This is a genomic window from Mycobacterium sp. IS-1264 (genome assembly GCF_001954195.1).
In the GTDB taxonomy this organism is placed as follows: Bacteria; Actinomycetota; Actinomycetes; order Mycobacteriales; family Mycobacteriaceae; genus Mycobacterium.
The window spans coordinates 14,096-38,790 of record NZ_MBES01000019.1 but is presented as its reverse complement, the minus strand read 5'-3'; the positions used below and the strand labels follow the sequence as shown (position 1 = coordinate 38,790).

At 65.7% G+C, this 24,695-nt stretch carries 22 protein-coding genes and 1 pseudogene; 11 read left to right on the top strand and 12 right to left on the bottom strand.

From position 1 onward, the window contains the following. Nucleotides 1-94 precede the first annotated feature (94 nt). The 4 genes and pseudogenes from A5744_RS04595 to A5744_RS04585 form a co-directional block, all read right to left on the bottom strand. Nucleotides 95-2,692: a LuxR C-terminal-related transcriptional regulator gene (locus A5744_RS04595; RefSeq protein ID WP_076058803.1), complete on the bottom strand. Its 2,598-nt coding sequence runs from the start codon at nucleotides 2,690-2,692 to the stop codon at nucleotides 95-97. Nucleotides 2,693-2,825: 133 nt separating this feature from the next. Then, the gene (locus A5744_RS24590) at nucleotides 2,826-3,971 is read right to left on the bottom strand and encodes a catalase family protein (RefSeq protein WP_170874426.1); all 1,146 of its coding nucleotides are present in this window, start codon (nucleotides 3,969-3,971) and stop codon (nucleotides 2,826-2,828) included. Nucleotides 3,972-4,001: 30 nt separating this feature from the next. Further along, a pseudogene (locus A5744_RS24585) lies at nucleotides 4,002-5,759 on the bottom strand (peroxidase family protein); the annotation flags it as partial. Nucleotides 5,760-6,045: 286 nt separating this feature from the next. Next, nucleotides 6,046-6,501, bottom strand: coding sequence for a DUF6294 family protein (locus tag A5744_RS04585; RefSeq protein ID WP_076058799.1), 456 nt, complete (start codon nucleotides 6,499-6,501; stop codon nucleotides 6,046-6,048). Between the two features lie 198 nt (nucleotides 6,502-6,699). Here A5744_RS04585 and A5744_RS04580 point away from each other — a divergent pair, with 198 nt between their 5' ends. From A5744_RS04580 to A5744_RS04565, 4 genes are all read left to right on the top strand, one after another. Beyond that, on the top strand, nucleotides 6,700-8,940 hold the full coding sequence (locus A5744_RS04580) for an MMPL family transporter (RefSeq protein ID WP_076058829.1): 2,241 nt from the start codon (nucleotides 6,700-6,702) through the stop codon (nucleotides 8,938-8,940). Further along, the gene (locus A5744_RS04575) at nucleotides 8,930-9,580 is read left to right on the top strand and encodes a TetR/AcrR family transcriptional regulator (protein WP_076058797.1); all 651 of its coding nucleotides are present in this window, start codon (nucleotides 8,930-8,932) and stop codon (nucleotides 9,578-9,580) included. The genes A5744_RS04580 and A5744_RS04575 overlap by 11 nt, the downstream gene beginning before the upstream one ends. 69 nt (nucleotides 9,581-9,649) lie before the next feature. Further along, nucleotides 9,650-10,435 (top strand): hypothetical protein, encoded by a 786-nt coding sequence (locus A5744_RS04570; RefSeq protein WP_076058796.1) that lies wholly within the window; start codon nucleotides 9,650-9,652, stop codon nucleotides 10,433-10,435. A gap of 4 nt (nucleotides 10,436-10,439) precedes the next feature. Further along, the gene (locus tag A5744_RS04565; RefSeq protein WP_076058794.1) at nucleotides 10,440-11,108 is read left to right on the top strand and encodes a response regulator transcription factor; all 669 of its coding nucleotides are present in this window, start codon (nucleotides 10,440-10,442) and stop codon (nucleotides 11,106-11,108) included. Here A5744_RS04565 and A5744_RS04560 read toward each other — a convergent pair. After that, nucleotides 11,090-12,469: an ATP-binding protein gene (locus tag A5744_RS04560; protein ID WP_076058792.1), complete on the bottom strand. Its 1,380-nt coding sequence runs from the start codon at nucleotides 12,467-12,469 to the stop codon at nucleotides 11,090-11,092. The two genes, A5744_RS04565 and A5744_RS04560, sit on opposite strands and share 19 nt — an antisense overlap. Before the next feature lie 175 nt (nucleotides 12,470-12,644). Between A5744_RS04560 and A5744_RS04555 the strand changes: the two genes are divergently transcribed. The 3 genes from A5744_RS04555 to A5744_RS04545 all read left to right on the top strand — a co-directional run bounded on the left by A5744_RS04555 (nucleotide 12,645) and on the right by A5744_RS04545 (nucleotide 15,410). Beyond that, nucleotides 12,645-12,950, top strand: coding sequence for a hypothetical protein (locus A5744_RS04555; RefSeq protein ID WP_076058790.1), 306 nt, complete (start codon nucleotides 12,645-12,647; stop codon nucleotides 12,948-12,950). Between the two features lie 95 nt (nucleotides 12,951-13,045). Next, nucleotides 13,046-13,771, top strand: a complete 726-nt coding sequence (locus A5744_RS04550) for a hemolysin III family protein (protein ID WP_076058789.1) — start codon at nucleotides 13,046-13,048, stop codon at nucleotides 13,769-13,771. A gap of 127 nt (nucleotides 13,772-13,898) precedes the next feature. Continuing rightward, nucleotides 13,899-15,410, top strand: coding sequence for an FAD-dependent monooxygenase (locus tag A5744_RS04545; protein ID WP_276206956.1), 1,512 nt, complete (start codon nucleotides 13,899-13,901; stop codon nucleotides 15,408-15,410). On the opposite strand, the gene A5744_RS24580 is transcribed toward A5744_RS04545, so the two are convergent. The 4 genes from A5744_RS24580 to A5744_RS04530 all read right to left on the bottom strand — a co-directional run bounded on the left by A5744_RS24580 (nucleotide 15,407) and on the right by A5744_RS04530 (nucleotide 18,139). After that, nucleotides 15,407-15,574 (bottom strand): hypothetical protein, encoded by a 168-nt coding sequence (locus A5744_RS24580; RefSeq protein WP_170874425.1) that lies wholly within the window; start codon nucleotides 15,572-15,574, stop codon nucleotides 15,407-15,409. The genes A5744_RS04545 and A5744_RS24580 overlap by 4 nt on opposite strands. Before the next feature lie 27 nt (nucleotides 15,575-15,601). Next, entirely contained in the window at nucleotides 15,602-16,177 is a 576-nt protein-coding gene (locus A5744_RS04540) for a hemerythrin domain-containing protein (protein ID WP_076058786.1), read from the bottom strand. A gap of 79 nt (nucleotides 16,178-16,256) precedes the next feature. After that, a complete protein-coding gene (locus tag A5744_RS04535; RefSeq protein ID WP_076058784.1) occupies nucleotides 16,257-17,735 on the bottom strand; it encodes an FAD-dependent oxidoreductase in 1,479 nt (492 codons plus the stop codon). Continuing rightward, nucleotides 17,735-18,139, bottom strand: coding sequence for a hypothetical protein (locus A5744_RS04530; RefSeq protein WP_076058782.1), 405 nt, complete (start codon nucleotides 18,137-18,139; stop codon nucleotides 17,735-17,737). Before A5744_RS04530 ends, A5744_RS04535 begins: the two co-directional genes overlap by 1 nt. A gap of 96 nt (nucleotides 18,140-18,235) precedes the next feature. Here A5744_RS04530 and A5744_RS04525 point away from each other — a divergent pair, with 96 nt between their 5' ends. Both A5744_RS04525 and A5744_RS04520 read left to right on the top strand, forming a co-directional pair. After that, a complete protein-coding gene (locus tag A5744_RS04525) occupies nucleotides 18,236-18,793 on the top strand; it encodes a TetR/AcrR family transcriptional regulator (protein ID WP_076058780.1) in 558 nt (185 codons plus the stop codon). 56 nt (nucleotides 18,794-18,849) lie between these two features. Next, nucleotides 18,850-19,245, top strand: a complete 396-nt coding sequence (locus tag A5744_RS04520) for a nuclear transport factor 2 family protein (RefSeq protein ID WP_076058827.1) — start codon at nucleotides 18,850-18,852, stop codon at nucleotides 19,243-19,245. 1 nt (nucleotide 19,246) lies between these two features. Here A5744_RS04520 and A5744_RS04515 read toward each other — a convergent pair whose 3' ends face one another. Next, a complete protein-coding gene (locus A5744_RS04515) occupies nucleotides 19,247-20,473 on the bottom strand; it encodes an MFS transporter (protein WP_076058779.1) in 1,227 nt (408 codons plus the stop codon). Between the two features lie 247 nt (nucleotides 20,474-20,720). Here A5744_RS04515 and A5744_RS04510 point away from each other — a divergent pair, with 247 nt between their 5' ends. Both A5744_RS04510 and A5744_RS04505 read left to right on the top strand, forming a co-directional pair. Then, on the top strand, nucleotides 20,721-21,002 hold the full coding sequence (locus A5744_RS04510; RefSeq protein WP_076058777.1) for a hypothetical protein: 282 nt from the start codon (nucleotides 20,721-20,723) through the stop codon (nucleotides 21,000-21,002). A 26-nt stretch (nucleotides 21,003-21,028) separates the two neighbouring features. Then, a complete protein-coding gene (locus A5744_RS04505; protein ID WP_076058825.1) occupies nucleotides 21,029-22,219 on the top strand; it encodes a cytochrome P450 in 1,191 nt (396 codons plus the stop codon). On the opposite strand, the gene A5744_RS04500 is transcribed toward A5744_RS04505, so the two are convergent. Both A5744_RS04500 and A5744_RS04495 read right to left on the bottom strand, forming a co-directional pair. After that, on the bottom strand, nucleotides 22,216-23,433 hold the full coding sequence (locus A5744_RS04500) for a GNAT family N-acetyltransferase (RefSeq protein WP_076058775.1): 1,218 nt from the start codon (nucleotides 23,431-23,433) through the stop codon (nucleotides 22,216-22,218). The two genes, A5744_RS04505 and A5744_RS04500, sit on opposite strands and share 4 nt — an antisense overlap. A gap of 26 nt (nucleotides 23,434-23,459) precedes the next feature. Continuing rightward, the gene (locus A5744_RS04495; RefSeq protein WP_076058774.1) at nucleotides 23,460-24,671 is read right to left on the bottom strand and encodes an acyl-CoA dehydrogenase family protein; all 1,212 of its coding nucleotides are present in this window, start codon (nucleotides 24,669-24,671) and stop codon (nucleotides 23,460-23,462) included. Nucleotides 24,672-24,695 lie beyond the last annotated feature (24 nt).

The window sequence follows — 24,695 nt, the reverse complement described above, 5'->3', positions numbered from 1 at the left end:
CGAGCGGCGGGACTACTCGAGAAGGCGTGGCCGAGGACCGCCAGGGTGAGGTAGTCACCCCTGCGGCCTGCGGGTTTGCCGCGAGCGGCCCGGTTCAGGTCGTGTTGCGCGCGACGACGGCCGCCAGTTCTTCGCGGTCGGAGATGTCGAGTTTGATGCAGGCGCGGTAAATGTGGCCTTCGACGGTGCGTACGGAGACCGTGAGCTTGTCGGCGATCTCGCGGTTGGACAGACCTTCGGCGATCAGGGCCGCGATCTCGCGTTCCCGGGAGCTGATGGGCAGCGGTTGGGCCGCGGCCCGGATCGCCGGTGTGTTCGCTCCGCCGCATAGCGCGGCTAGTCGAAGCGCCCGCGCCGCGGCTTCGGTGGTGTGCCGGTTGTGGCCGCTGCGCTCGTAGAGCACGACGGCCTGCGCGGCGGCGTCCGCGGCCGAGAGCAGCAACCCCGCCTTCTCGAAGTCGCTGCTCACCGCGTCGAGGGCGTGCGGATCGGAGCCGGCCACGGCCGCGGCGTGGCGAGCGTAGAGTCCGGCCACCGTGCCGTCGACCCGTTTGGCCAACGCGCCCAGCCGCCCCGCGACGGTCCGGTCGCCGAAGCGGGCGGCGTGGTGCAGCGCTTCGGCCTCGACGGCGTACTGGCCGGCTCGGTGGGCGGTGTCGGCGGCGGCGCGCGCCAGATCGACACCGGTGCGCTCGCCGCCGCGGCCGGCGGCCAGCCACGCCCTCGCGATCATCGCCATCGGCTCGTGCAAGTCCAGGTGCGGACCGGAGTGCTCCTTGGCGTCGGCAAGAACCCGCTCGGCTTCGGCGGTGCGGCCCAATCCGGCATACGCCCGGGCCAACAGCAGCCGGCCGGGCAGCCGCCACGGCAACGAGTTCTCGGCATTGAGCGCCGCCAACGCCTGCTCGAATGCCGTGATGGCCTGAGGGAACTTGCCCCGGTACGTGGCGACCAGTCCGGCCATGATCTTCGCGATAGCCCAGCCGACGAACTGCCCCTGTGAGGAGAACCGGCTGTAGTCGGCCACCCGACGGTCGGCCAAATCCAGGCTGCCGGTGTGGGTCAGCGCCAGGATGTCGCCATAGCGGATCATCCAGCGGATCATCCCGTCGGTGGGTTTGTGCTCGACGCGACAGCGCGCCGCGATCGGTTCGAAGCCGGCGCCCCGGCCGGCGACGGGCATGGCCAGGCCGGCAGCGAAGGCCGCGAAGTCGGCGGCCTGTTCCGGCGCTTCGGGGTCGGCCAGGACGGCCTCGGCGGCCGCGATGCCTTCGTCAAGCTTGTTCTGGTGCACCGCCATCGCCGCCCCGGTGGCCTCGACGACGAGGCGCAGCGCGTGATGGGTGACCCGTTGACGCATCAGCGAAAGGATGTCGTGGGCTTGGTCTATTTCGCCCATCGACCAGAACAGCGTGGACAGCCGCGGGATGCCCCAAAGCACGAGCTGCAGCTCGTCGAGTTCGTCGGGGTTGAACTGCGCCAGGATCGAATCGGCTTCCCCCGGTCTTCCCTGCCACAGCACCGCCCGCGAGAGCAACTCGCCGGCGCGCAGCCCGTCGCCATGCTCAAATGCGCTGCGCGCCAATCGTTCCCCGAGGGGAAGGTTGGCTAGGAAGACGGCGTCCTTAGCGGCGGCCACTAGCAGAGCGTTGTCTGCTACCTGGTCGCTGTCGACGGACAGTTGCGCCAGGCGGATGCGATCCGCCGGAGAGGTGACGTCCCTCGCGGCGAGCACCGACACGATATTGCCGCGCAGTTTTCGCGCGGAGGCGGTGCCGGTGCGGCGGCGCATCACGTCCCCGTACAGCGGATGGGTGATGCGGGCGTTGAGCATGTGACCGTCGCGCACGATGCGAATCAGCCCTTGCAGTTCGGCGGCGTCGACGGCCTCTTCACCGGCCAGTTCGACGAGCGCATCGAGATCCAGCGGCTCGCAGAATGCCAGGAACTTCAGCGCGCCGAGCGCCGCGGCGCCGGCGTGATCGAGCCGGCTCTCCAGTAGCTCGGCCAGGCCGGAGGAGACGGCCGTGGGCCCGCGCAACTGCCAGACGCCGTCGACCTCGGTCAGCGTGCGGGCTTCCACTGCGCCCTCGACCATGTGCCGCAGAAACAGCGGATTACCGCCGGACGCCGACCACATGACATCGGCCGACAGACCTTCCAGGATGCCGCCGAGCACCGATTCGACCAGCGCGATGCTCTGCTCCTTCGACAGCGGCTCCAAATCGAACCGCTGCAGGTAGCCGTCCTTCCACAGCGAGGTGACCGCATCCGGCACGGCTTCGCCGCTGCGGACGGTGGCGACGATGCGCCCGCTCCGCTCGACGGCGATGTGGTGCAACAGCGTGGCCGAGAGCTGGTCAAGCAGATGCGCGTCGTCCACGCCGACCACGGGCTCGGCGCCGGCGAGCATATTTTCGCGCGCCGCGGCCAGCAGCGCGATGGGGTCCCGGGCACTCGAGGCACCCACCCACTGCATGAACGCACCGAGCGGGATCGCCTGCGAGGACTCGGTGCATGCGGCCCAGTGCACGGCGGAAGGCAGCGTGTCGGTGACGGTGCGGGCCAGTGTTGTCTTACCGACGCCGGCGGGCCCGATGAGTACCACGCCGCGCTGCTCGTCACCGGTGAGCGCGGCGCGGATCGTTTGTTGCTCCACCGGCCGTTCGAGCAACTGCCACCGGCTGCTCATGTATGGGAAGTCTAGGGCCGTCCCGGGGTCGGTGCCGAATGAAATCGCCCGTGAACCTAAATTTTGGGTGCGCAGGTGCGCCACCGCCCGCGCCGCCCGGGCTCGGGTCGAGCCGGTGAGTGAGCCGGCGCGCTCACTGGGGCAGGTCAGCGACGGTCGGCTCGAAGGGGCGGACATTGTTCTTGTCGTGGCGGAAGTTGCTGGAGGCTTCGTAGACCTTCAGTTTGAGGCGGTTGATCGGGCCTAGCGGGCGGTGCGCGGCCAGCCCGCGCCACGAGTTATAGGACAGCACGTCGTCGCCGAACCGGCGCCGGTCTGGGGAGTCCGGATTCTGTTGCTCATAACGGAGCTTGGCGACCCCGATATGAGGACTGACTTCTTCCGGCCACGGCACCGTCGCGTCCTCGATGGGCATCCGGGCCAGGTCGGTGCACAGTTGGGCGCGCAGCTCGAATTCGGCGCTATTGCTCGCGAAGAAGTCGAATACCTGGCTGCGGTAGGCGTCGTAGCCGCTGTCAGCTGGCAGCAGCTGACCGGCCAGTGTCTTCACCGACTCCGACAGCGGCACGATCTCGAATTTCGCGACATTGTCGCCCCACCGGATGGGCGCCGACGAATAGAAGTTCTGTCCCAGGATGTGGGTGTTGGGCTCGATGAAGATCTCCACGGCGTTGGGAAGTGCCACGCCAACCCGGGACAGGATGGATTTGGCCCGCGTGAGCGCCGCGCCGACGGCGCTGAGCCCCGGATCGGACAGGCGTGCCAACAGCCACGCCAGGGGCATGCCGCGCCGCAGGTAAGCCCGCACATCGGCGAAGGGGAATTCCCGATGGGTCACCAGCAGGAAGTCCTGAGTCTTGGCATCATCGTCGGCCAGGATGCGGTCGCCGGGCTCGTCCAGGAGCACCTTGATCGCCAGGCCGTGTACCCCGCGTATTTGGTCGCTTCGGATCACCCCGGAGGTGGTCGACAGCCGGGTGACCACCGGATAGGTGCGTGGCTGCGCGAACAGTCCCTGAGCCAGCTCGGGCCGCAGATCGGGATAGACGATGAGCTCGCCCCGCAGCACGGCCAACGTCTTGGCGTGGGCGTCGCGCAGGCCGTGATGAAACTTCTTGTAGGCCCATTCGTTGTTGCCGTGCAACGCCTTGACGATTCCGTCGATCTCACGGTCCTCCTCGGGCCCGGGCTGTTCGAGGGCGTCGCTGTAGGGGACGTACGTGGGCTGCGGGCCCGGTGGCGGGGGATAGCGGCGCACATCCGTTCGCGGCGGGGACATCCGGGTCCACGCACGCGCGGGTGTTCTTGGCCACGGGGCGAACGGATTGGTGACCGAGCGCAGGGTGGGCTCCAGCGCGGGGAAATGTCGCAGCAGCACGGTCCGCATGGAATTGGTGTGCACCCACTCCATGCCGGCTTCGGTGTACATCGCCGGGGTGAAGTCGGTGGTGAAGAAGCGGTCGCTTCGCAGCCGGCGGGAGGCCATCAGGATGAAGATACGAAAAGCGGTGTCGCTGAACCCAAAACCCGGTGGCTTTGGCTCGGCGTACAGGCCGATCATGAGATCGACGCGTTCGACGTCGCCGTAGATCTGGCGCAGCTCCTCGGCCCACGCCGGATTGTCGGTGAGTTCTTCGAAGGTGGCGGCGGGCTTGAGTCGAAGCATCCGCCGAAAAGCGTTGTAGCGCGGCACACCACGTTCCCGGATCCGCAGGATGTCCGCGGCGGCCAGGTCGATAGGAATGTCGTCGACCCGGTGGAAGTCCTGTAAGTGGACCGGAAAGTTGTGCAGCGTAATCTGGCCGGGGTTCGCGACCCCCATCGAGTAGAACAGGTCGTCGGTTTCCCACTGCGCCAAGCGCTCTCGGACATGGGGCAGCGCCAGCTCGGGTAGCTCGTAGTGCGCCAGCTCCTTATCGTCGCGAAGCGAGCGCACGACGTAGTCGTCGGGGATCAGGGGATGCATGCGGTAGACGGCGACGAATTCCTCGGTCAGTGAATACGGCACACCGTCGTGGTTGGTGGGTGATCCGGGGATGCCCTGCAGAACCTCACTCGGGGTGAGGCGGCCGTAGCGCCCATCGAAGCGCTGCCCGAGCACCCCGAACCAGTTGGCCCGCATGGCGGACTCGGTGGTGGGGTGGGCGATGATCGCTGGGGTCCACTCCAGGGTGTGAATCTTGGCCATCAGCGCCGAGTTGACCAGGCAGGCTTTGTCGTAGAGCTGCTGGTCCGTCATCGTGGGATTGCGCAGGTGTAGTTCGCGGCAGATCGCGTTGTGCTCACGCAAGAACAGGGAATGCAGTAGCGCTAACCCGAGCCAGAAGTTGGCCCTGATCGCCCCGTGCGGGTCAAGGTAGGTCTCGAGATCCTCCGGGTGCAGGCCGACGTCGTCGATCTTGACCTGACCCAGCTCGCCGGTGCGTAGCCCGTTGGCGAATCCTGGGGTGTTGCCGTAGATCTGGGATCCGTCCCACCAATGGGTGTCCCGGGTGACGAAGGTTGGTGGTCCCGACGGATCCGGGCTGGGGTCGGGTGGAGTTCGTTTGATGGTCATGACGGGGTCGGGCCAAGGATCGGGGGGCTCGACGGGGATCTGCCAGGGGTTGTCGTCGATGGTGCCGTGGCTGAACCAGTCGTGCACCTCGAATTGGATCCAGGCGGCAGCCAGCAGGTTGAGCGTGGTCGCCGGCTTGAAGCTGTCACGCCTGAGCAGTCGCTGGCTGATCAAACGGGGATTGGGTTCCAGGATGCGGTCGGGTTCTTCTGGATAGGTCAATTCGGTGGCGACGTTGCGGCCGAATCGGCTGCCCAATGATCCCATTAGTGGGTTCTGCAGGTCGTTGTTCGTGCCGTCCAGGGTGCGGGCGTCGCGCACGGGAGTGACACCGTCACCCGCGGGCGGGCGGTCGGCGGATCCGCGACCGGTGTCGTAAAGGTTGTCTGCGCGCAGTTGCTCACGCAATCCGACGAGGACGGCGAGCCCCAACGGCTTGGGAAGTCGGGACCATCCGAGCCACCGATCTGTCAACTCTGCTACTCGCGCCAGCCGCTCTCCGAGCGTCATGATCGCCTCCGCTCAATGGGTTTGACTGCCCAACGCGGGAACCACCGCGCGGGGCCGAATTGGCATCGCGCACCGGCCATCTGCTGGCCGGTCCGGCGGTGTCGTTGCTAACCGTGCACACGGTTGCTCCAGGTCGTCGTTCGCCGTAATAGCTGAAGCTGAGGTGGACACTAACAGTTCGTCGGGCATCGGGCGGTGGATCCGCGCCCGCGCCGACCGCCGCGGCCACCGCGTCAACGCTGGCGTCGGTGCGGCGGCCGGGCAGGCAACGGAACACCTAACGGGATCAGCAGTGCGCCTGGTTAATCCGTGCGCTGGCGGCGGAGTCGAACCACACGGCTGGGAACCCGAAATTCTCGTCCCAGGTCGCCCATTCGTCCTCCCAAATCATCGGCGGGCCGATCAGCTTGGGGCTGGTCCACAAGACGACGCCGTGCACGTCGAGCAAGGAGATGCCACCGTAGAACACCCATCGGTCGTCATCGTCACTGGACTTCACGTGCGCAAAGAAGTTCGCCGTTCCGTCAGCTTGAATCGTTAACATCTCGTCCTGCAGGACACAGTCACCGACATGCGTGACACCCGACCAAACCCACCACTTTTTCGCGACCTCGAACGGACTCGGCTCGGGGTGGAGGCGTACGTCGCTTAAAAGGTCCACCGGTGATATGTGCTTGCACGCCGACTCTGGTTTCTCGTCCACTGTCGGCTCGGCGTTGACGGCGTCATTGTCAATGGTCATTTCATGCTCCTAACGGCGTTGGGATCGCCGCACCACCTGTGCGGCCGCTCCCACATTCCGTCGTTCGACGGACGCGCCACACGCGTAGTTGACTACGCGAAACTCAGCCCGACGGCGACGCGGATCTGCCCATTGGCCTTGACCGCCTCGGAGTAACGTCGCTACGGTAGCGTCGCTACCTTATTGCGAAGGATGCTGATGCTGGAACGGTTGACGCGATTTGTTGTCGGTGCGCCGCGACTGGTGTTGGGGGCGGCATTGCTGGTGGCGGTCGCCGCCGCCGTGTTCGGTCTCCCGGTCGCGAGGCACCTTGCCGCGGGTGGGCAGCAGGACCCGACGTCCGAATCTGCGCGGGTGGCGCAGACTCTCGTCGACAAGTTCGGTATCAGTGACCAGTCGCTGGTGTTGATGCTCAGCAGTGAGCAAGGCGCAAAGACTCCTGCCGTGGCCAAGGTCGCCGGCGAGTTGGAAGCCGAGCTGCGCCGCTCCGGGGTCGTGCTCAATTTGACGTCCGCATGGAACGCGCCGCCCCCGGTCGCGGCCGAGTTGTTCAGTAAGGACGGTAAGTCCGGGATGATTGTGGCCGGCCTGGTCGGCGGCGAGAACGACGCCCAAAAGCATGCCGCCAGCCTGATCAAAAGCCTCGGGCACGATCGCGACGGGGTCTCGGTGCGCGCCGGCGGGATGGCGACCGTCTACGGCCAGATCACCAAGCAGACCGAGCGCGACCTGCTGACCATGGAATTGATCGCGATCCCGGTGACTTTCGTTGCGCTGGTGGCGATTTTCGGTGGTCTCAACGCGGCGCTCCTACCGCTGGTGGTGGGTCTCTTCTCGATCTTTGGGGCCATGTCGGTGCTGCGCGCCCTGACCTACTTCACCGACGTTTCGATCTTTTCCCTCAACCTGACCATCGCGATGGGACTCGGGCTGGCAATTGACTACTCACTGCTGATCATCAACCGGTACCGAGAAGAGGTCGCCTCAGGGATGAGTCGCGACGAGGCGCTGGTATTGACCATGCGCACCTCGGGACGGACCGTGTTGTTCGCCGCCTTGACCGTGGCTCTGGCGCTGGTTTCGCTGGTCCTTTTCCCGATGTATTTCCTCAGGTCGTTCGCCTATGCCGGGGTGGCGGTAGTGAGCGTGGGCGCGGTGGCGGCCCTGGTGATCGTTCCCGCGGTCATCACCCTGCTCGGCGATCGCATCGATGCGCTTGACATCCGTCGGTTCGTGCGACGCGTCACGCGCCGTCCAGAACCCGTTGCCCGGGACATCACCGAGACGTTTTGGTATCGGATCGCCAAACGTGTTATGGCACATGCCATTCCGATAGCCGTGGCAATAGTTGCCGCGCTTCTGTTTCTGGGACTGCCATTTCTCGACGTACAGCTCGGCTTCCCGGATGATCGGACGCTGCCCGCGTCGGCGTCGGCCCGCCAAGTGGGAGACGAATTGCGGACCAATTACAGCAACGACGATGCTACGAACCTCTCCGTCATCGTCGAGCACGTGACGGAGCCCGCGCGCCAACAGCTGGACGGCTACGCCGCCGAGCTCTCGCGCGTGCAAGGGGTTTCGTCGGTGTCGGCACCAACCGGCGCCTATGTCAACGGAAACAAGGCCGGCCCGGCGGCGATGCACACCGGAATCAAAAACGACACGGCGCTTTTCACCGTGCAGACCAAGATCGAGCCATACACGGCGGCCGCCGAACGCCAGCTCGACGCCCTGCACGCAATACCGGCGCCCGGGGGCGCCCATCCGATGATCGGCGGCGGAGCACAACTGGACCGCGATGCCGTCAACGGCATACTCTCTCGGCTGCCGTGGGTGCTGGGCATCATCGCCGTCGTGACCTTCGCACTGCTGTTCATGCTGACCGGCTCGGTGGTGCTCCCGCTAAAAGCGTTGGTTCTCAACGTCATATCCCTGACGGCGACGTTCGGTGCCCTGGTCTGGATATTCCAGCAAGGCCACCTCGGCGCGTTGGGCACCGCGCCCACCGGGACGATCACCTCGAACATGCCCGTTCTGATGTTCTGTATCGCCTTCGGGCTTTCGATGGACTACGAGGTATTTCTGATGTCCCGCATTCGGGAGTATTGGATGAATTCGGGCCGCACCCGCGCCGACAACGACGAATCGGTGGCTCTTGGTGTGGCCCGCACCGGCCGCGTGATCACCGCCGCCGCCGTGATCATGTCGATCTCGTTCGCCGCGCTCATCGCCGCGCAAGTGTCGTTCATGAGAATGTTCGGAACCGGACTGACCATCGCAATCCTGATGGACGCCACCATCATACGAATGCTGCTGGTGCCGGCCTTCATGAGGATCTTGGGCCGGCTCAACTGGTGGGCACCCGCGGCGTTGGTGCGCTGGCATGCCCGCTGGGGGATCACCGATGAGCCGCTCGAGGAAAACGCCTATGCATCCTGAAACGCGTCGGCAACGCCTGCCCCGGGGATCGGGCGGGCAGCTGCGTGAGCAAATCATCGACACGGCAACGGAACTCATCATCGCGTCGGGAGACACCAAGGCACCCTCGACGCGAGAAGTAACGCGGGCGCTGAACATCTCCGCCCCTTCGCTCTATCGGCATTTCGCCGACAAAGACGAGCTGCTCGATGCCGTGTGCGCGAAATACTACCGCCGCCTCGGCGAGGTCATGCAAGACGCCGCGCGCGACCTACCGACCCCACTGGAACGATTGCATGCCCTGGGCATCGCCTACGTGCGATTCGCGGTTGCGACACCGCTGATGTATCGGGTGGCTACCGGCGCCCCGCCACGGCGGGGTAGCGACTTCGACGAAACGCTCATCAGCTCGGCGTTCGTCCACCTGCAAGACACTGTGCAAGAACTCATCGACCAAAAGTTCTTTCCGCCAGGTGATTCCGTCGCACCCGCCCTGCAGCTGTGGGCGGCGGCCCACGGTGTTGCGTCCCTCCTCATCACCAAGCCGTACCTCCCGTGGGGGGACGCCGAAGCGTTCACGAACAACGTCCTGCGAGCCGTGTGTATCGGGCAAGCGGTCGACGGCCTTGATCTCTCTGTGCTGCTTCCGCGTCGGGAATGATCTCAGCGTTTTCTCAGCGCGGTTACCGTAGGCATGCAGGAAACACCGAGGCCGGAAGGTCACTGCCAGATGAACGACATGACGAAACAGGCGTTGACCAAGGTCCCGGCGGTCACCCTGGGGTTCTGGGTCATCAAGATATTGGCGACGACGCTGGGCGAGACCGGCGGCGACACCGTGACGATGACGCTGAACTGGGGCTACGTCGCGGGTGTCGTTCTCTTCGGTGTGGCCCTGGTTGTCCTGGTTGCGGCGCAGATCTTCGCCAAGCGCTTCCACGCGAGTCTGTACTGGGCGACGATCGTCGCCTCGACAACTTTCGGCACGACGCTGGCCGACTTCGCCGACCGGCAGTTGGGAATCGGCTACACGGGCGGATCGCTTCTGCTGCTTGCCTGCCTCCTGGCCACCCTGGGGTTGTGGCGGTGGACGCAGGGAACGGTGTCCGTGAGCACCGTTTCGACGCCGAAGGTGGAGGCGTTCTACTGGGCGACGATCACGTTTTCGCAGACGCTGGGCACCGCGCTTGGGGATTGGCTCGCCGATACCCGCGGATTCGGTTACGAGCGCGGGGCATTGGTATTCACCACGGCTCTGCTCGTGGTAGTCGCCCTGTACTACTGGACCAGCGTGTCGCGGGTGACCCTGTTCTGGGTGGCATTCATCCTGACGCGGCCCCTGGGCGCGACCGTCGGCGACTTCCTCGACAAGCCGGTCGCCGACGGCGGCTTGGCCCTGAGCCGTCCGCTGGCGTCGGCGGTCATCGCGGGCATCATCGTCGCGTTGCTCATCGTCCTGCCCCAACGCGCGGGACGTCACCCGGGCCAGGCGGAAGCCGCGCGCGAAGTAGCGTGACGGCATGAGAGTCCTGCTCGTCGAGGACGAGCCACGACTTTCGGCGACTCTGGCTATGGGACTCAAGGCCGAGGGCTTCGTCGTCGTGGCGGTCGGTAACGGCGTCGAGGGCCTCCAGGAGGCCGTCGACAACAGCTTCGATGTCGTAGTCCTCGACATCATGCTGCCCGGCTACAGCGGATACGAGGTGCTGCGTCGAATGCGGGCACAGGATGTATGGACACCGGTGCTGATGCTGACCGCCAAGGATGGCGAGTACGACGAGACCGATGCGCTCGATCTCGGAGCGGATGACTATCTGACAAAACCGTTTTCGTTCAGGGTTCTCGTCGCGCGCCTGCGGGCATTGGTCCGCCGCGGCGCACCCGAGCGGCCCGCGGTGTTGACCGCCGGATCTTTGTCCCTGGATCCCGCGCGGCACACCGTTCTACGTGGTTCGACTCCGATCACGCTGACCCCCCGTGAATACGGAGTGCTGGAGTTCCTCATGCGCAACAAGGACACGGTCGTGACGAAGGCCGAGATATTGCGCAACGTGTGGGACGCGCACTACCAAGGTCCCGACAACGTTGTCGAGGTCTACGTGGGGTACGTGCGCCGCAAGATCGACGCCCCCTTCGGCACCAACACCATCGAGACGGTCCGAGGCGTCGGTTACCGGTTGTCGTGCTGAGGCAGCGTCACGATCACCTTGGTCCCGCCGCCGGGCCGGTCGTCGATGGTGACTGCGCCGCCGTGAGCGGCGACAACCTCGGCGACAATCGCCAGGCCCAGCCCGGTTCCTCCTCCGCTGCGTGAACGGTCCGAATCGAGGCGCACGAAGCGCTCGAACACCCGGGTCCGTTCGGCCGGGGCGATGCCAGGCCCGTCGTCGCTGACGATCAGTGTTGCGCTTCCGTTTTGGCTGCCGACTTCGATGGCGATTTGCGAGTTCGCATGGCGGACAGCGTTATCCACGAGGTTGCGGATCATGCGGGAAAGTGCCGCGGGGTCACCGGTCAGGCGCGCGGGACGGATGTCGGTTTCGAGCCTGCATTGCGTTTCGCGCCGCACACGTGCCGCTTGCTCCTCGGCGAGGCCGTCGAGGGCGGTCTCCTCCCTGCGCAGCACCAGGCTGTGCTCGTCGGCGCGGGCCAGCAACAGCAGATCGTCGATCAGGGTCCGCATCCGTTGCGCCTCGGGAAGCAGGGTATTGACGGCTAGCTCGGCATTGAGCAGTTCGGGATGAGCCTCGGCGACCTCCAATCCGGAGATGATGGTGGCCAGCGGGCTGCGCAGTTCATGCGAGGCGTCGCCCAGGAACCGTTTCTGCGCGCGGTGACCGGCTTCGATGCGCGACAGCATTTCGTTCATGGTGAGGGCCAGAGCCGCGATCTCGTCGCGACTGCTTGGTACGGGCACCCGTTCGGCCAAGTCGGACGTCGAGATTTCGGCCACCCTACTTCGGATTTCGTCCACCGACTGTAGTGAGCGGCGGACGAGCAAGTAGGTCGCTGCCGCTGCTACCGCGATGATGATCGGGGCGCCACAAGCCAACAGCAGCGCGACCACCCGTGCGGTTGCCTCGACCGCCTCGCTGCCACCTCCGACGAGCACCGTGTATTGACCGGATGCAGTGTCCACCTTTTGACCGCTGATGCGCATGTCATCGTGGGGCACCGCATCGTCGGGCATACCGCGGCGCAAATTGGAGTCGAACCCGCTGATGGGCAGGAGTGGTGTTTGCGGTGCCGACCCGGATCGCCTTGCCACCTTGCCGTCGGGAGCGATCACTTGGATTGCTACCACGCGCTGATCCGTAGTCAAAAGGTCGCGGTCGAGCTCGTTGAGCGAATTGGTCTGCAGCACCTGCGCAATGTCGCGGACTCTGCCGGCGCTGGCATCGTCGACACCCGCCAACAACGACCGGTACAGGATGGCGTCCAAACCCGCGCCCGCAAAAGCAAGTCCCACCAAGACGACGATCGCCGATACCGCGGCTGAGCGAGCGGGAATGCCCAAGTTGCGGGGATGCACCGATCGCAGGAACCCCATGTGCCGAAACGGGCGGATCGCAGACATCCACACAGTCTGATTCTGCAGCGCGGGCCCGCCGAGCTCAGGGACCTTCTCAGCGGGCTCTCAGCGTCCCGCTCCTAGCCTGGCGCTCCGTGTTGAGGACATCTGCGCCAAGGCCAGCAGATCACGCAGCGAGGGAGGGCGGCGGTCGATGAACGTCGAGCAATTCCGGCGGGTGCTCGCCGAGCTTCCCGGCGACATGCCGATCATTGTCGAGGATTCCAAAATGGGCTGGATGGAGAACGCGGCGCTGTATCTGGCGCCCTCTCATATCGATCATCGCGTCTCCGGCAACTATCTCTACCCTCGCTACGAGGACGGCGCCGACAACTGTGAGGCCCTGTTGATCAGCGGCTTCGGTCAGTCCGACGACGGCCTCCTCGAAATCACGCCGCAGCCGTCGCAACCGATGGTGATCGACGTGCCCGCGGTCAGCCAATTCGTAGGTGGCACATAGCCGTAACGAAAAGCCCGTCGAGACGATATAGGGAGGAGCCCAGGTTGCCGGGGGACAAAGCAACTGGACGGCGCAATCCTGTGGGAGAGGGACTGATGAGCTACCAGACGGATTCGATCGCTCGGCCCGAGTCCCTTGGGCCGATCGCGGTAGGCACCGGCGATCCCGCGCCCTCCGATGTGCTGACCAAGCCACGGTTGCGCGGTTGGATCCACCAGTACTGCGCCATCGCGTTTGTCATTGCGGGTATGCCGCTGGTGGCAGTGTCGTGGGCGGCGGTATCCAAGCGGGCCGGGCACTCGACCCTGACATACACCCTCGCGATAGTGGCGTTGTTTGCGGTCAGCGCCGTCTATCACCGCGTCAACTGGGAGTCGGCGGTCGTCCGGAACTGGATGAGGCGGCTCGATCACTCGATGATCTTCGTTCTCATCGCCGGCAGCTATACACCGTTCGCGCGGCTGGACATGCCGCGCGGGACCGGCGATGTCGTGCTGGCGATCGTGTGGGGCGGCGCGGTAGCCGGAATAGCGCTGACATTGTTCTGGCCGACGGCCCCGCGCTGGTTGAGCTTGATGCTCTACCTGCTGCTGGGCTGGGTCGCGGTCTGGTACGCGGGGACGATCGTGCACAACGCCGGATTGCCCGCAGCGGTGCTGCTAGCCGTGGGTGGCGCGTTGTACAGCATCGGTGCGCTGTTTTACGGGCTGCGCTGGCCCCGGCTCTGGCCGACGACCTTCGGTTATCACGAACTCTTCCACGCGTGCACCGCGGTGGCGGCGATCTGCCAGTACATCGCCATCTGGCTCGCGGTTTTCTAGGAGCGCTCCGCGCGAATTTAACCCCTCACCTTCAACATATAGCGCACCCGGGGGCTTGCGGCAAGACCGGGGTAATGCCGCAAAATCGTTGGCCGAAGCCAGAACTCATTCAGTCGGGGGTTGCGACGTGCATGTTTCGTTTGAGTCGGATAGGTCACGCCGCGCGGTCGCCCACGCGGTGGTGGTTGTCGGGGCGGGCCCGACAGGGCTCATGCTGGCGGGTGAATTGGCATTGGCGGGTATTGACGTCGCGATTGTCGAGCGGCGCGCCAGCCAAGAGGTGATCGGCTCGCGTTCAGGCGGTTTGCATTCGCGCACGATCGAGGTCCTCGATCAGCGCGGAATCGCCGACCGATTCCTTTCAGAGGGTCAGATAGCGCAGGTCGCCGGATTCGCCCAAATTCGTTTGGACATCAGCGATTTCCCCACCCGGCATCCCTACGGGCTCGCGCTGTGGCAGAACGATATCGAGCGGATACTGGCGTCCTGGGTCGAGGAGCTGGCCGTGCCGATTTATCGCGGACGCGAGGTGACGCGTATCGCGCAAGACGGCACGGGTGTCGACGTCGAGACAGCGGACGGCCAGTTGCTGCGGGCCGAGTACCTCGTCGGCTGCGACGGGGGGCGCAGCCTTACACGTAAAGCGGCCGGCATCGACTTTCCGGGTTGGGATCCGACAACGAGCTATCTCATCGCCGAGGTCGAAATGGCCTTCGAGGCAGACCAACCGCCGGAATGGGGAATCCGCCACGACGCCCTCGGCGTTCATGCGCTGGCGGATGGAAGCCCGGCTCGGGTCATGGTGACCGAACGGCACCCCGCACCAAACGGCGACCCCACCTTACGCGATCTGAGTGAGGCGCTCATCGCTGTTTACGGAACGGACTACGGAATCCACAGTCCCACTTCGATTTCCAGGTTCACCGATGCGACACGTCAGGCAGCGGCCTACCGCGACCGGCGAGTCCTGCTGGCCGGCGACGCCGCGCATGTGCATCACCCGGTAGGCGGGCAGGGACTCAACACAGGTGTGCAGGACGCGGTGAATCTGGGATGGAAGCTGGCACAGGTGATCAAGCAGACCGCCCCCGATAGCCTCCTCGACACCTACCATGCCGAACGGCACCCGGTCGCGGCGCGCGTGCTGCGCAACACCATGGCGCAAATCGCGCTCCTTCGCCTCCTCGATGACCGGACCGAGGCCTTGCGGGACGTCGTTTCCGAACTCCTCAGCTTCGACGAGGCCCGCCGACGATTCGCCGCCATGATGTCCGGCCTGGACATCCACTACGACCTCGGCGAGGGCCACCCGTTGCTGGGGCGCCGCATGCCCGATCTCGACCTCGTGACCGCCAACGGCGCGACGCGGGTTTTCACCCTGCTCCACGACGCCCGTCCGGTGCTACTCAACCTCGGCGAGCCCGGTGGTGTCGACATCACACCATGGGCCGGTCGAGTCCAACTTGTCGACGCGAAACACGTTGGGGATTGGGAGCTTCCGGCGCTCGGTGCGATCCCCGCCGCGCCCGCGATGTTGATCCGGCCCGACGGACATGTCGCCTGGGTGGGTGACCGGGCCGGGCCCGAGCTTGCCGACGCGCTCACCACCTGGTTCGGCGCGCCTGACGCACCGATCTAACGGGTGCTTTCGTCCGGAAGGTCGTACCGCGACTGATGCGCACCAGGGGCATCCGGATCCTCGTCCCGATGGTTCAGCTTCTCCTGCAGATCACGCTGCTCCTCGGTCGTCTTCCTGGCGTCCTTGGGCGGCGTCGGTGGGGTGCCGTGGCTTTCGCGGGCCATGCGAGATCTCCTTCCGATCTGACCGGCTCATTGGCCTTTCAGGCTGCCGATCCGGAGCGAATAGTCGGTGCGGGTGGGTTGCGGGCTGTCCTCGAGGTGCTCGACGTAGCGTGCGGGGTCGCGATCGGCGATCGGCAGCCCCTTGGTGGTGGGATGGCGCACCATGAACTCGCTGTACTGCTGCCCGAGCGCCTCGCGTAGGCCGATGGGGGCGTGCCGACGAAAGTCCGACAGGCCTTCGCGTTCCTCTTCGGCCATGTGGTCGTCGTTGGCTATCCGGGTGCGGCCGACAGCCGCCCACCAGGGTTCACTCCCGATCGGGGCCGCCTTCGCGTCGCGCACGCCGTCGCGAATCTCGTTGTGGTCGCCGATGGCGTCGAGCGTCTCGCCTTCGGGATCCTCGGCGCCGCGCTTGAGCAATTGGGGGTAGAAGATCTTCTCCTCGATGTAGGCATGCACATCGAGCTTGTCGGCGAGCGGACGCCACACCCGCTCGATTGCGCGGTGGTCCTCCGGCGTCTGCGCCTGCAGATCGTCCAGCCTGGCGAATTGTTCGCGGAACCAATTGTGGTCGGCGAGGATCAATTCGGTGATGTCAGCCATTCCGACCCCCAAGTCCGCCCACCGTGCGCCTCGCGGCCATCGTGACCCATGGTGGTAGAACCAGTCAATCCGTTTGCAACTACCCGGTAAGCACCCCGGCTCCGTAGCTCGATCCCGCCCACCAAGCGAGGGCCGCCGCCCACTCGGACCGGTCGGCGGAATCGCCGGCCCAGGCGATGTAACCGTCGGGCCGCACCAGCACCGCCGGACCGGAATCGCCCCGCTCCGCTTGAAGCACTCCAGCTACGTCAACCGGAGGTGTGCCGCGCTCACGAATCAAAACGAAGCCGGGTGTGCGTTGCAACTCGGTGAGCCGGCCTTGCGTCAACGAGATCTGCGTCGCGCAGGTGCCAACTAGAGAGTTCTCGCCCTTCCGGTGGGCATACCGCAGTGTGGTTCCCGCGAAGCTTCCGGCTACCGCGTCGCGAACGCGAGGTATACGAAGGATCCTGGGCATCAGCAAGTTTCGTAGCTTCCGCGCAACTCGCGGACGGAGTGTGACGCCACGCGCCATGAGACCGGACTGCAGCAGCACCCGCTGGCCGATCGGATGGCGTTCCGACTGGTAGCTGTCGAGTACGGCGTCGTTCGCTCCCGCGAGTACCGCATCGATCTTCCAAGCGAGGTTCGCGGCGTCCTGGATGCCGGTGTTCATGCCCTGTCCCCCCATGGGAGAGTGGACGTGCGCTGCGTCTCCGGCGAGGAACACACGGCCATGCCGGTATTGTCCGACTTGTCGTTCGTCGCAATGGAATCGGGACCTCCACCCCACCTCGCGCACTCCGAGGTCGGTGTTCATTGCCCGCGCAAGGATGCCGACGATCTCGCCGGTGTCCACGGGTTCGGTATCGGGTACTTGATTGTTGCGGTCCCATACCATCGCGCGGTACCACGACCCGCCGGAGTCATGGCGTCCGTAGGGGGCTAAGAATGCGAACTCATTGCGGGTACTGCCCAGTGTCAGGCCGCCGCCGGCCGGCCCGTGTGTCAGCTTGACATCGGCGAGCACGATCGATGACAGGATCGTTTTGCCGCTGAAATCCGCACCCGCCAACTCACGAACGGTACTGTGTGCGCCGTCGGCGCCGACCAAGTACCGCGCCCGCCAGGTGTGACGGGATTCGTTGTCGCCGTGAGCCCGCGCGGTCACGGTGACGCCCTCGGCGTCCTGGTCGAGTCCGATCACCTCGACACCGCGCCGGATATCGGCGCCCTGCGCGATGGCGTAGCCCGCGAGCGCCCGATCGACGTTGGTCTGCGGAGTGATCATCGCGAATCGGTACGGCGAGTCGAGGTGCGTGAGGTCGATGCGGGCACCGCCAAAAATCGTGACTCCCGGCGCTGTGTGTGCGTGCGCCAACAGATCGTCGGCCAGCGCGCGGGCATCGAGGACCTCGAGGGTGCGGGCCATGGTGGCGAAGGCGCGGCTTGCCGGGTTGGCCACGGGCCAGCGCTCTAGCACGGTGACCGACCTGTCGGCCCGAGCGAGGTCACCAGCGGCGGTCAGGCCCGTCGGCCCGGCGCCGACGACGAGCACATCAACGTCGTGTGCGGACATCACGCCACCGCCTCCGGGTCTGGATACCAGCGCCGGATGTCGTCGGGCGTTGGCTTGGCTGCACGATTGAAGACGAAACGGCACCCGGGCTGCGTGGTGTGTGCGGCATTGACGATCGACTCGAATAGCAGCGTATTGTTCGCGACGAGTCGCACACCGGCGCCGATAAGCACCGCGTCGTAGTGTTTGGCTTCCAGCCACCGACGGGCAGTCTCAGCTCCGGCATCGCCGAATTCGATAAGGCAGTTGTCGACGTCGTAGCCGGCGGCGCGCAACGCGGCGACGTTGTCATCATTGGCGGCGCGTAGCTGCTGCGGCGACAGGCCCGGAAATTGAGCGAAGTCGGGTGAGGAGTAATCGATCGCGTCGGGGTCGAGCCCAATCTGGATCGCTGTGATCGCCATGGCCGTGACCTCCCACCTTGAGTTCAACAACTGTTGAACTCAACGATAGGCGCGGAATGCAGGGGGTGTCAACAGTTGTTGAATACACTGAGCGGTATGCCCACCAAGGTGCGTGATGGAGAGGCGACCCGATCGACCATCCTGGCCACCGCGCGATCGCAGTTCGGAAACCATGGCTTCGAACGCACGACCATCCGGTCGATCGCGTCAGCGGCAGGCGTCGATCCGGCGCTCGTCATGCACTATTTCGGCAGCAAGGCAGAACTTTTCGCCGCGGCATCCAGGTTCGACATCACGTTCCCGGATCTCTCCGACGTCGCACCCGACCAGGTCGCCGATGTGCTCCTGCCGCTGTTCGGTGCCGTATGGGGCCCGGAGGGGCCGTTTCTCCCGCTACTGCGGGCGGCCGCGACAAACCGAGCCGCCGCTGATGCTCTGCTCGAGGTCTTCGTCGATCGGGTAGCGCCGGCATTGGCCGCAGTCGTCCCCAATCGTGCCGCCGAACGCGCCGCCCTGGTCGGATCGCAACTCCTGGGCCTCGCGGTGGCCCGTTACGTCCTTTGCATCCCTTCACTTACCGCCATGGACGACGCAGACCTCACCGAATGGCTGCGACCGGTGATCACCCACTACCTGACAGGCCCGGCGCCGTGACCGGTGTTCTAGCGTCAATCGAGCGGACCCAACAATTGACAATGCGAGGTGTCCTGATGCATCCGTTCCGCAAGGCGGTAGAGGAGCGCGACGAGGCGGCCATCCACGCGATGCTGGCCGATACCGTGGTGTTCACCAGCCCGGTGGCCTTCAAGCCGTATGTCGGCAAGCCGATCACCGCGGCAATCCTGCGCGGAGTGTTGCGGATCTTCGAGGACTTTCACTACATCCGCGAAATCAACGACGCCAACGGTCACGACCACGCGTTCGTGTTCGAGACGACGGTGGCGGGCAAGAAGATCACCGGTTGCGATTTCCTGCACTTCAACGAGGACGGTCTGATCGACGACTTCATGGTGATGGTGCGCCCACTGTCCGGCGCGACCGCGCTGTCCGAGGCGATGGGCGCTCAGTTCGAACGGATCCAACAGGAAGCCATCGAACTCGCCTGAATCAACTCGGGCGGTGAGGATCTCGGCGCAGCCGCACCGCCCGACTCACCGCCGTTGCCAGCGCCAGGACCGCCATCACGGCGAGAATCGTCGCGGAGACGCCCGACCCGACCGTCGTCAAGATCAAGGGCAGGCCAAAGCCGACGTACGTCACCACATAGAACACTCCGACGAGCGCACCCCGGATGCGTTGCGGCGCCGCGGCTTCCAGGTCGATCAGGCCCTCGCGCAAACAGAGTCCGGACGCGCACCCGAGAACGACGAACAGCGGCAGGCCCAATGCCAGCGATATGGTCGGCGGGGCGGCCGCAGTGACCGCGTAACCGAGCGCGGCCAGCACGGCACCGGCGGTGCCGGCGTGTGGACCCCAGCGAAACACACGCGCCAACACCTGAATTAGCCCGCTGACTCCATTGACTATCAGCGTCGCGGCGCCCACGGCCATCGGAGCGGCGAGCCCGGTGTGTACCCGGGTGGGGATCGCGATGAACCCCAACGTCGCCGAGGCGAACACCCACGGCGCCAGAGGCATGGCCCAACTCAGCGCCCACGCGGTCCCCTGCCGTGCTGACACCGAAGGCTCCCAGCCCCGTGCCGTTGCCGGCGCCGTCGCGCCCATGCGCCGCACCGCCACGACGGTGATGGCCATGGCCAGCACGACAATCGCGGCGGCGAGCCCGAACGACACCCGCACGCCGGGCTGTCCGGCCCGCGCGATCACACCCGCGGCGAACGGGCCGATGGCGAAACCCAAGAGCAACACAGCGCCCGCCGTGGCCGCACCCGCGGGACCCTTCAGATCGGATGCCCACGCGGTGCAGGAACTCATCAACAGACCCACACCGATCCCGACGATCAACCGTCCCACCAGCAATACGTCAGGGTGCTGGGAAACCAGCATCGCCAATGTGCCCGCAATGGCGGTTGTCGAGCCCGCCAGCGCCACCGACTGACGCCCGAGCGCGTCGGATACCCGGCCGCCGACGAGCAGTCCTGGCAGCAATCCCAGCGCGTAGATTGCGAAGATCGCGTCGAGCCTGGCCGCGCCGAGATGTTGGCGCTCGCCGATCAACGGCATCAGCGCGACGAAGTGGTTGGCCACCCAGCCCGTGGACAGCAAGAGAACCAGCACGCCGGTGAACACGGCCCGGGTTTCGTCGGACCCGCGGCGCTGGTCACTGACTGAGATCGGCGGAGGCCGGCCGGTGCGCACATCCGACGAGATCACTGATTTTTCCTCCCCACGGTCATGCGCTCGCTGCCGGGCCGACAAACGGTAGAAGACGAGGGCGCCCCGACTGTTATTCCCACCCGGCCGAAGGTTGCACGGGCCGCGGCACGGGTCGATCTCGTTGGATCGGCACATCTGGCACTCGCCCGCAAACGCGCGCACCGACCGGCGCAAACCCCACCGCCGAGTTTGAAACCGGCCGAATTGGTGTACAGATACCACTACTGGCAATCCGGGAGGGCAAATGACAAAGCAAATTGCTGCCGCCACGATCGTGCTCGCTGCCCTGCTGTCCGGTGCGTGTTCAGCCTCACAGATCATCAACACCGGCGGCGACACGAAGTGCAAAGACTTCACCACTCAGGACGAGAAGAAACAGAACGACGAAGTCACCAAGATGCTCAAGGACAAGAACGGGGCTGACCCGAGCAACATTGAGATCTCGGCGACTCGGCTGTCGGCGTTGACGTACTGCCAGACGGTGGGCAAGCCGGACACCAAGATCTCCGAGGCGCCGCACGGCTGACGGCGATCGCGTGTTCAATGTTGAACATGTTGCGTCGCGGTGCTGCGGCGGGGGCGCCGACCTTGCCCGTCGATCTCTACGGCAAAGAGACGCTGCTCAGGCCGGCCGAAACCTATCGTCAGATCCGCGATGCGGGGGCCGTCGTATGGCTGCCGAAGCACCGACTGTGGGTCATGGGCCGCTATCGCGATGTGCGCCAGGCGCTTAGCGATGACGAGACTTACTGCAGCGGCAACGGGGTGGCCGCCAATCCGGTGACCAACGTGTTGACCGCCGGCACCACGCTCGCCAGCGACGGCGAGGCCCACTCGAAGCGGCGGCGCGTATTGCTGCAATCCCTCTCGGCCAAGGCGCTTTCCGACATTGAGCCGGTTCTGCAAGCCGAGGCGACTGCGATCATCGACCGGCTATGCGAGAGGCCGGAGTTCGACGGGGTATCCGATTTCGCCGCTTATCTGCCCATCCGGGTGGTCGCGGATCTCGTCGGCGTCGACCTCGACCATCACCGCATGCTGAGATACGGCCGCGGCGGCTTCGACGTATTGGGCCCGACCAACACCCGCACCGTGAAGGCAGCGCCGGTGGGACTGAGTTTTTGGCGCTATGCGCGATCTATCCGCTCCGAGAGTGTCAAGCATGGCGGATGGGCAGAGTCGGTGCTCGCGGCGGGACATGCCGGCGCGTTGAGCCCGTCGGAAGCCAAGGCCATGGTGATCGACTTCATCGGTCCGAGCCTGGACACCACGATCCTGGCGTCGGCGCAACTGCTGTGGAGCCTGGGCACCCAACTCGAGGTGTGGGAGGAGCTTCGGCACAACCCCGAGCTGGTGCCCGCAGCCGCGGTCGAAGCCGTTCGCCTCGGCTCACCGGTGCGCGGCTTCACGCGAATGCTGAAGAAAGACACCGAGGTCGACGGCATCCGATTGCGTCGTGGTCAACGAGTCGCGCTGCTCTACGCGTCAGCCAACATGGACGAGACACAATTCGAACAACCCGAGGTCTTCTCCTTGCACCGCAAGGGAGCCAACCTCGGATGGGGCTTTGGCGCCCACGCCTGCGTCGGCATGTATCTATCCAAGATGGAGATGCACGCGCTGCTGCGCGCGATGATTCCCACGGTCAGCCGGATCCAGGTTGACCGGCCCGTGCGGCTCTTGAACAACACGCTGCAGGGCTTCGAGTCGCTGCGCGCGAGCTTCAGCCCGCGCGCGGCTTAGAAGAAAAATCCGGCGTACGGCGCTTCGGCCACCGCGAACAGCCGATCAGCCGCCGCGAGTGCCGCGGGCTCGTCGGCCCGCGCCAGTCCGGCTACGGCCAGACCGCGCCAGGTGGCGCCGCCGAGCAGGACGGCGGCGAGCCCCTCGACACCGACGCGCACCTGGGCGGGCCGTTTCGTCGGTTCCACGCCGTCGCCGGCGATGGTGTAACTGGCCGAATTATGCTGCAGCAGTGAGTCATTCACGGCGATAGTGACGGCGCCGTCGCCGGCGTATCGGCGGGCCGTCAGCGCCTTCTCGGCATCGATGACCCGCAACCATGTCTCGTCATGCACCGCGGAAATCTTCATGGCCCGCCGGTCGACCAATAGCCAGGACAGCGGATCGTCGACCGGCAACATCCAGAACATCACGCGGTCGACGAGATCGAGGCCGAGCAGGAAGCGCAGCAGCCCCAGGTACGCGTCGGGGGTGGGTGCGAAGAAATCTTCGACCACGACGGTCCGCTGATCGCTGACGAACCACCGTTCGGTGTCGACCGGGCGGTAGCGGATGAAGCCGGACTCGGCTCCCGGGTCGCCGGACACCGCGACATACGCGGGGCCCGAGGATGATTCGGTCCGCAGCCGCAAACCCTCCCACCATACGTCCGGGCGATCGATGGTTCCCGCCCGCGACGGACGATTCTCGGCGTAGATCCGCGGCAGGACGTCAAATGTTTGCGCAGTGTCGAGCAGCCGGACCGGGGCGCCGGGGCCGACGCCCCGTCGGAGCGCCGCCCGCGCCGTCTGAACCTCGACGGTTTGCGATGAACTCGCCACGCCGTAGCCGTATCGCTCGTAGATCGTCGCCTCCGAAGCGCGCAACGTTGCGACCACCTCACCCCGCGCCGCGATGTCGCGCAGCTGGTGATCCATGAGCGCGGTGGCGATTCCCTTGCGCGTGAACGACGGCAGCACGCCGATGTGGGACACGGCGGCGTGGCCGACGACCGCGCCGCCGGGAAGCGTCAGCCCGCTCGTCACGGCATCCGCGGTGCCGACGAGTTGTCCTGCGGCGAACGCTCCGACCGTACGGCCGGGCTCGAGCAGCTTGCTGATTTGGCCGGGCTGCAGGTTCGGCAGCGGAGGGAAGCCGACCATGGCGGTGCGAAACAGGTTGGCCGCGGCAACGAGGTCGTCCTCACTGTCGAGGACGCGGATCTCGTAGGTCATCCGGCCATCATGTCTCGCAGCGCGGGTTAACGGATCGGCAGCCCCGTCAACGCCCGCGAGATCACCAGCCGCTGGATCTCGCTGGTTCCCTCGAAAATGGTGAAGATCTTCGCGTCGCGGTGCATCCGCTCCACCGGGTAGTCACGGGTGTATCCGTTGCCGCCGAGGATCTGGATGGCCTCGTCGGTGACGTAGACCGCGGTCTCGCTCGCCACCAGCTTGGCCATCGACCCCTCGGCCGAGTCGAAGTTCTGGTTGTTGCGCGCCATCCAGCCGGCGCGCCACACCAGCAGGCGAGATGCGTCGATGCGGCTCTTCATGTCCGCCAGTTTGAACGCCACCGCCTGGAACTCGCCGATCTTGCGCCCGAATTGCTCACGCTGGCAGGCATATTCGAGGGCGTATTCGTAGGCGGCCCGGGCCACACCGATGGCCATCGCGCCGACGGTGGGGCGAGTTCGCTCGAAGGTCTTCATCGCCGCCTGGCCACCCGCGGAGGCGCCGGATTTGACCCGCGCGACGCGGGCCTCGAACTTCTCCCGGCCGCCGAGGATGGCGTCTTCGGGCAGACGCACATTGTCGAGCACCACCTCGGCGGTATGCGAAGCGCGGATCCCATGCTTTTTGAACTTCTGCCCCTGGGCCAGACCCGCAGTGTCCGGCCCGATGACGAAGGTGGCCTGGCCGCGCGCGCCGAGCTCGGGATAGACCGACGCCACCACGATGTGCACGTTGGCGATGCCGCCGTTGGTTGCCCAGGTCTTGGTGCCGTTCAGGACCCACTCGCCGGCCGCCTCGTCGTAGTGCGCACGACTCCGGATGGCGCCGACGTCAGATCCGGCGTCGGGTTCCGACGAGCAGAACGCGCCCAGCTTGGGATCCTCAGGCGTGCCGAACATCTCGGGCAGCCAGCGGCCCAGCTGTTCGGGAGTTCCGTTGCCCGCCAAGGCCGCCGCGGCCAACCCGGTGCCGAGGATGGACAGCGCGATACCGGCGTCGCCCCAGAACATCTCTTCGAACGTGGTCAGAAATCCCAGCCCGGTCGGCTCGGCCGCCTGCTGCGCGAAGAAATCGGGGGAGTAGAGGCCCACCTTGGCGGCCTCCTGGATCACGGGCCACGGGGTCTCTTCGCGTTCGTCCCATTCGGCCGCGGCGGGCCGGATGACTTCGCTGGCGAACTTGTGCACCCAGTCCCGGACCTCGATGACGTCGTCGCTCAGTTGCAGTGAAAAGGTCACAACTTGCTCCTGAAATATGTTGTG

What these genes read in the sequence shown, in the direction of transcription:
- A5744_RS24590 (WP_170874426.1), bottom strand. Translation starts at nt 3,971, where the DNA reads ATGTCCCCGCCGCGAACGGATGTGCGCCGCTATCCCCCGCCACCGGGC.
- A5744_RS04565 (WP_076058794.1), top strand. Translation starts at nt 10,440, where the DNA reads ATGAGAGTCCTGCTCGTCGAGGACGAGCCACGACTTTCGGCGACTCTG.
- A5744_RS04500 (WP_076058775.1), bottom strand. Translation starts at nt 23,433, where the DNA reads ATGACCTACGAGATCCGCGTCCTCGACAGTGAGGACGACCTCGTTGCC.
- A5744_RS04550 (WP_076058789.1), top strand. Translation starts at nt 13,046, where the DNA reads ATGAGCTACCAGACGGATTCGATCGCTCGGCCCGAGTCCCTTGGGCCG.
- A5744_RS04530 (WP_076058782.1), bottom strand. Translation starts at nt 18,139, where the DNA reads ATGGCGATCACAGCGATCCAGATTGGGCTCGACCCCGACGCGATCGAT.
- A5744_RS04555 (WP_076058790.1), top strand. Translation starts at nt 12,645, where the DNA reads ATGAACGTCGAGCAATTCCGGCGGGTGCTCGCCGAGCTTCCCGGCGAC.
- A5744_RS04535 (WP_076058784.1), bottom strand. Translation starts at nt 17,735, where the DNA reads ATGTCCGCACACGACGTTGATGTGCTCGTCGTCGGCGCCGGGCCGACG.
- A5744_RS04510 (WP_076058777.1), top strand. Translation starts at nt 20,721, where the DNA reads ATGACAAAGCAAATTGCTGCCGCCACGATCGTGCTCGCTGCCCTGCTG.
- A5744_RS04560 (WP_076058792.1), bottom strand. Translation starts at nt 12,469, where the DNA reads ATGGGGTTCCTGCGATCGGTGCATCCCCGCAACTTGGGCATTCCCGCT.
- A5744_RS04540 (WP_076058786.1), bottom strand. Translation starts at nt 16,177, where the DNA reads ATGGCTGACATCACCGAATTGATCCTCGCCGACCACAATTGGTTCCGC.
- A5744_RS04595 (WP_076058803.1), bottom strand. Translation starts at nt 2,692, where the DNA reads ATGAGCAGCCGGTGGCAGTTGCTCGAACGGCCGGTGGAGCAACAAACG.
- A5744_RS24580 (WP_170874425.1), bottom strand. Translation starts at nt 15,574, where the DNA reads ATGGCCCGCGAAAGCCACGGCACCCCACCGACGCCGCCCAAGGACGCC.
- A5744_RS04505 (WP_076058825.1), top strand. Translation starts at nt 21,029, where the DNA reads ATGTTGCGTCGCGGTGCTGCGGCGGGGGCGCCGACCTTGCCCGTCGAT.
- A5744_RS04570 (WP_076058796.1), top strand. Translation starts at nt 9,650, where the DNA reads ATGAACGACATGACGAAACAGGCGTTGACCAAGGTCCCGGCGGTCACC.
- A5744_RS04575 (WP_076058797.1), top strand. Translation starts at nt 8,930, where the DNA reads ATGCATCCTGAAACGCGTCGGCAACGCCTGCCCCGGGGATCGGGCGGG.
- A5744_RS04525 (WP_076058780.1), top strand. Translation starts at nt 18,236, where the DNA reads ATGCCCACCAAGGTGCGTGATGGAGAGGCGACCCGATCGACCATCCTG.
- A5744_RS04585 (WP_076058799.1), bottom strand. Translation starts at nt 6,501, where the DNA reads ATGACCATTGACAATGACGCCGTCAACGCCGAGCCGACAGTGGACGAG.
- A5744_RS04520 (WP_076058827.1), top strand. Translation starts at nt 18,850, where the DNA reads ATGCATCCGTTCCGCAAGGCGGTAGAGGAGCGCGACGAGGCGGCCATC.
- A5744_RS04580 (WP_076058829.1), top strand. Translation starts at nt 6,700, where the DNA reads ATGCTGGAACGGTTGACGCGATTTGTTGTCGGTGCGCCGCGACTGGTG.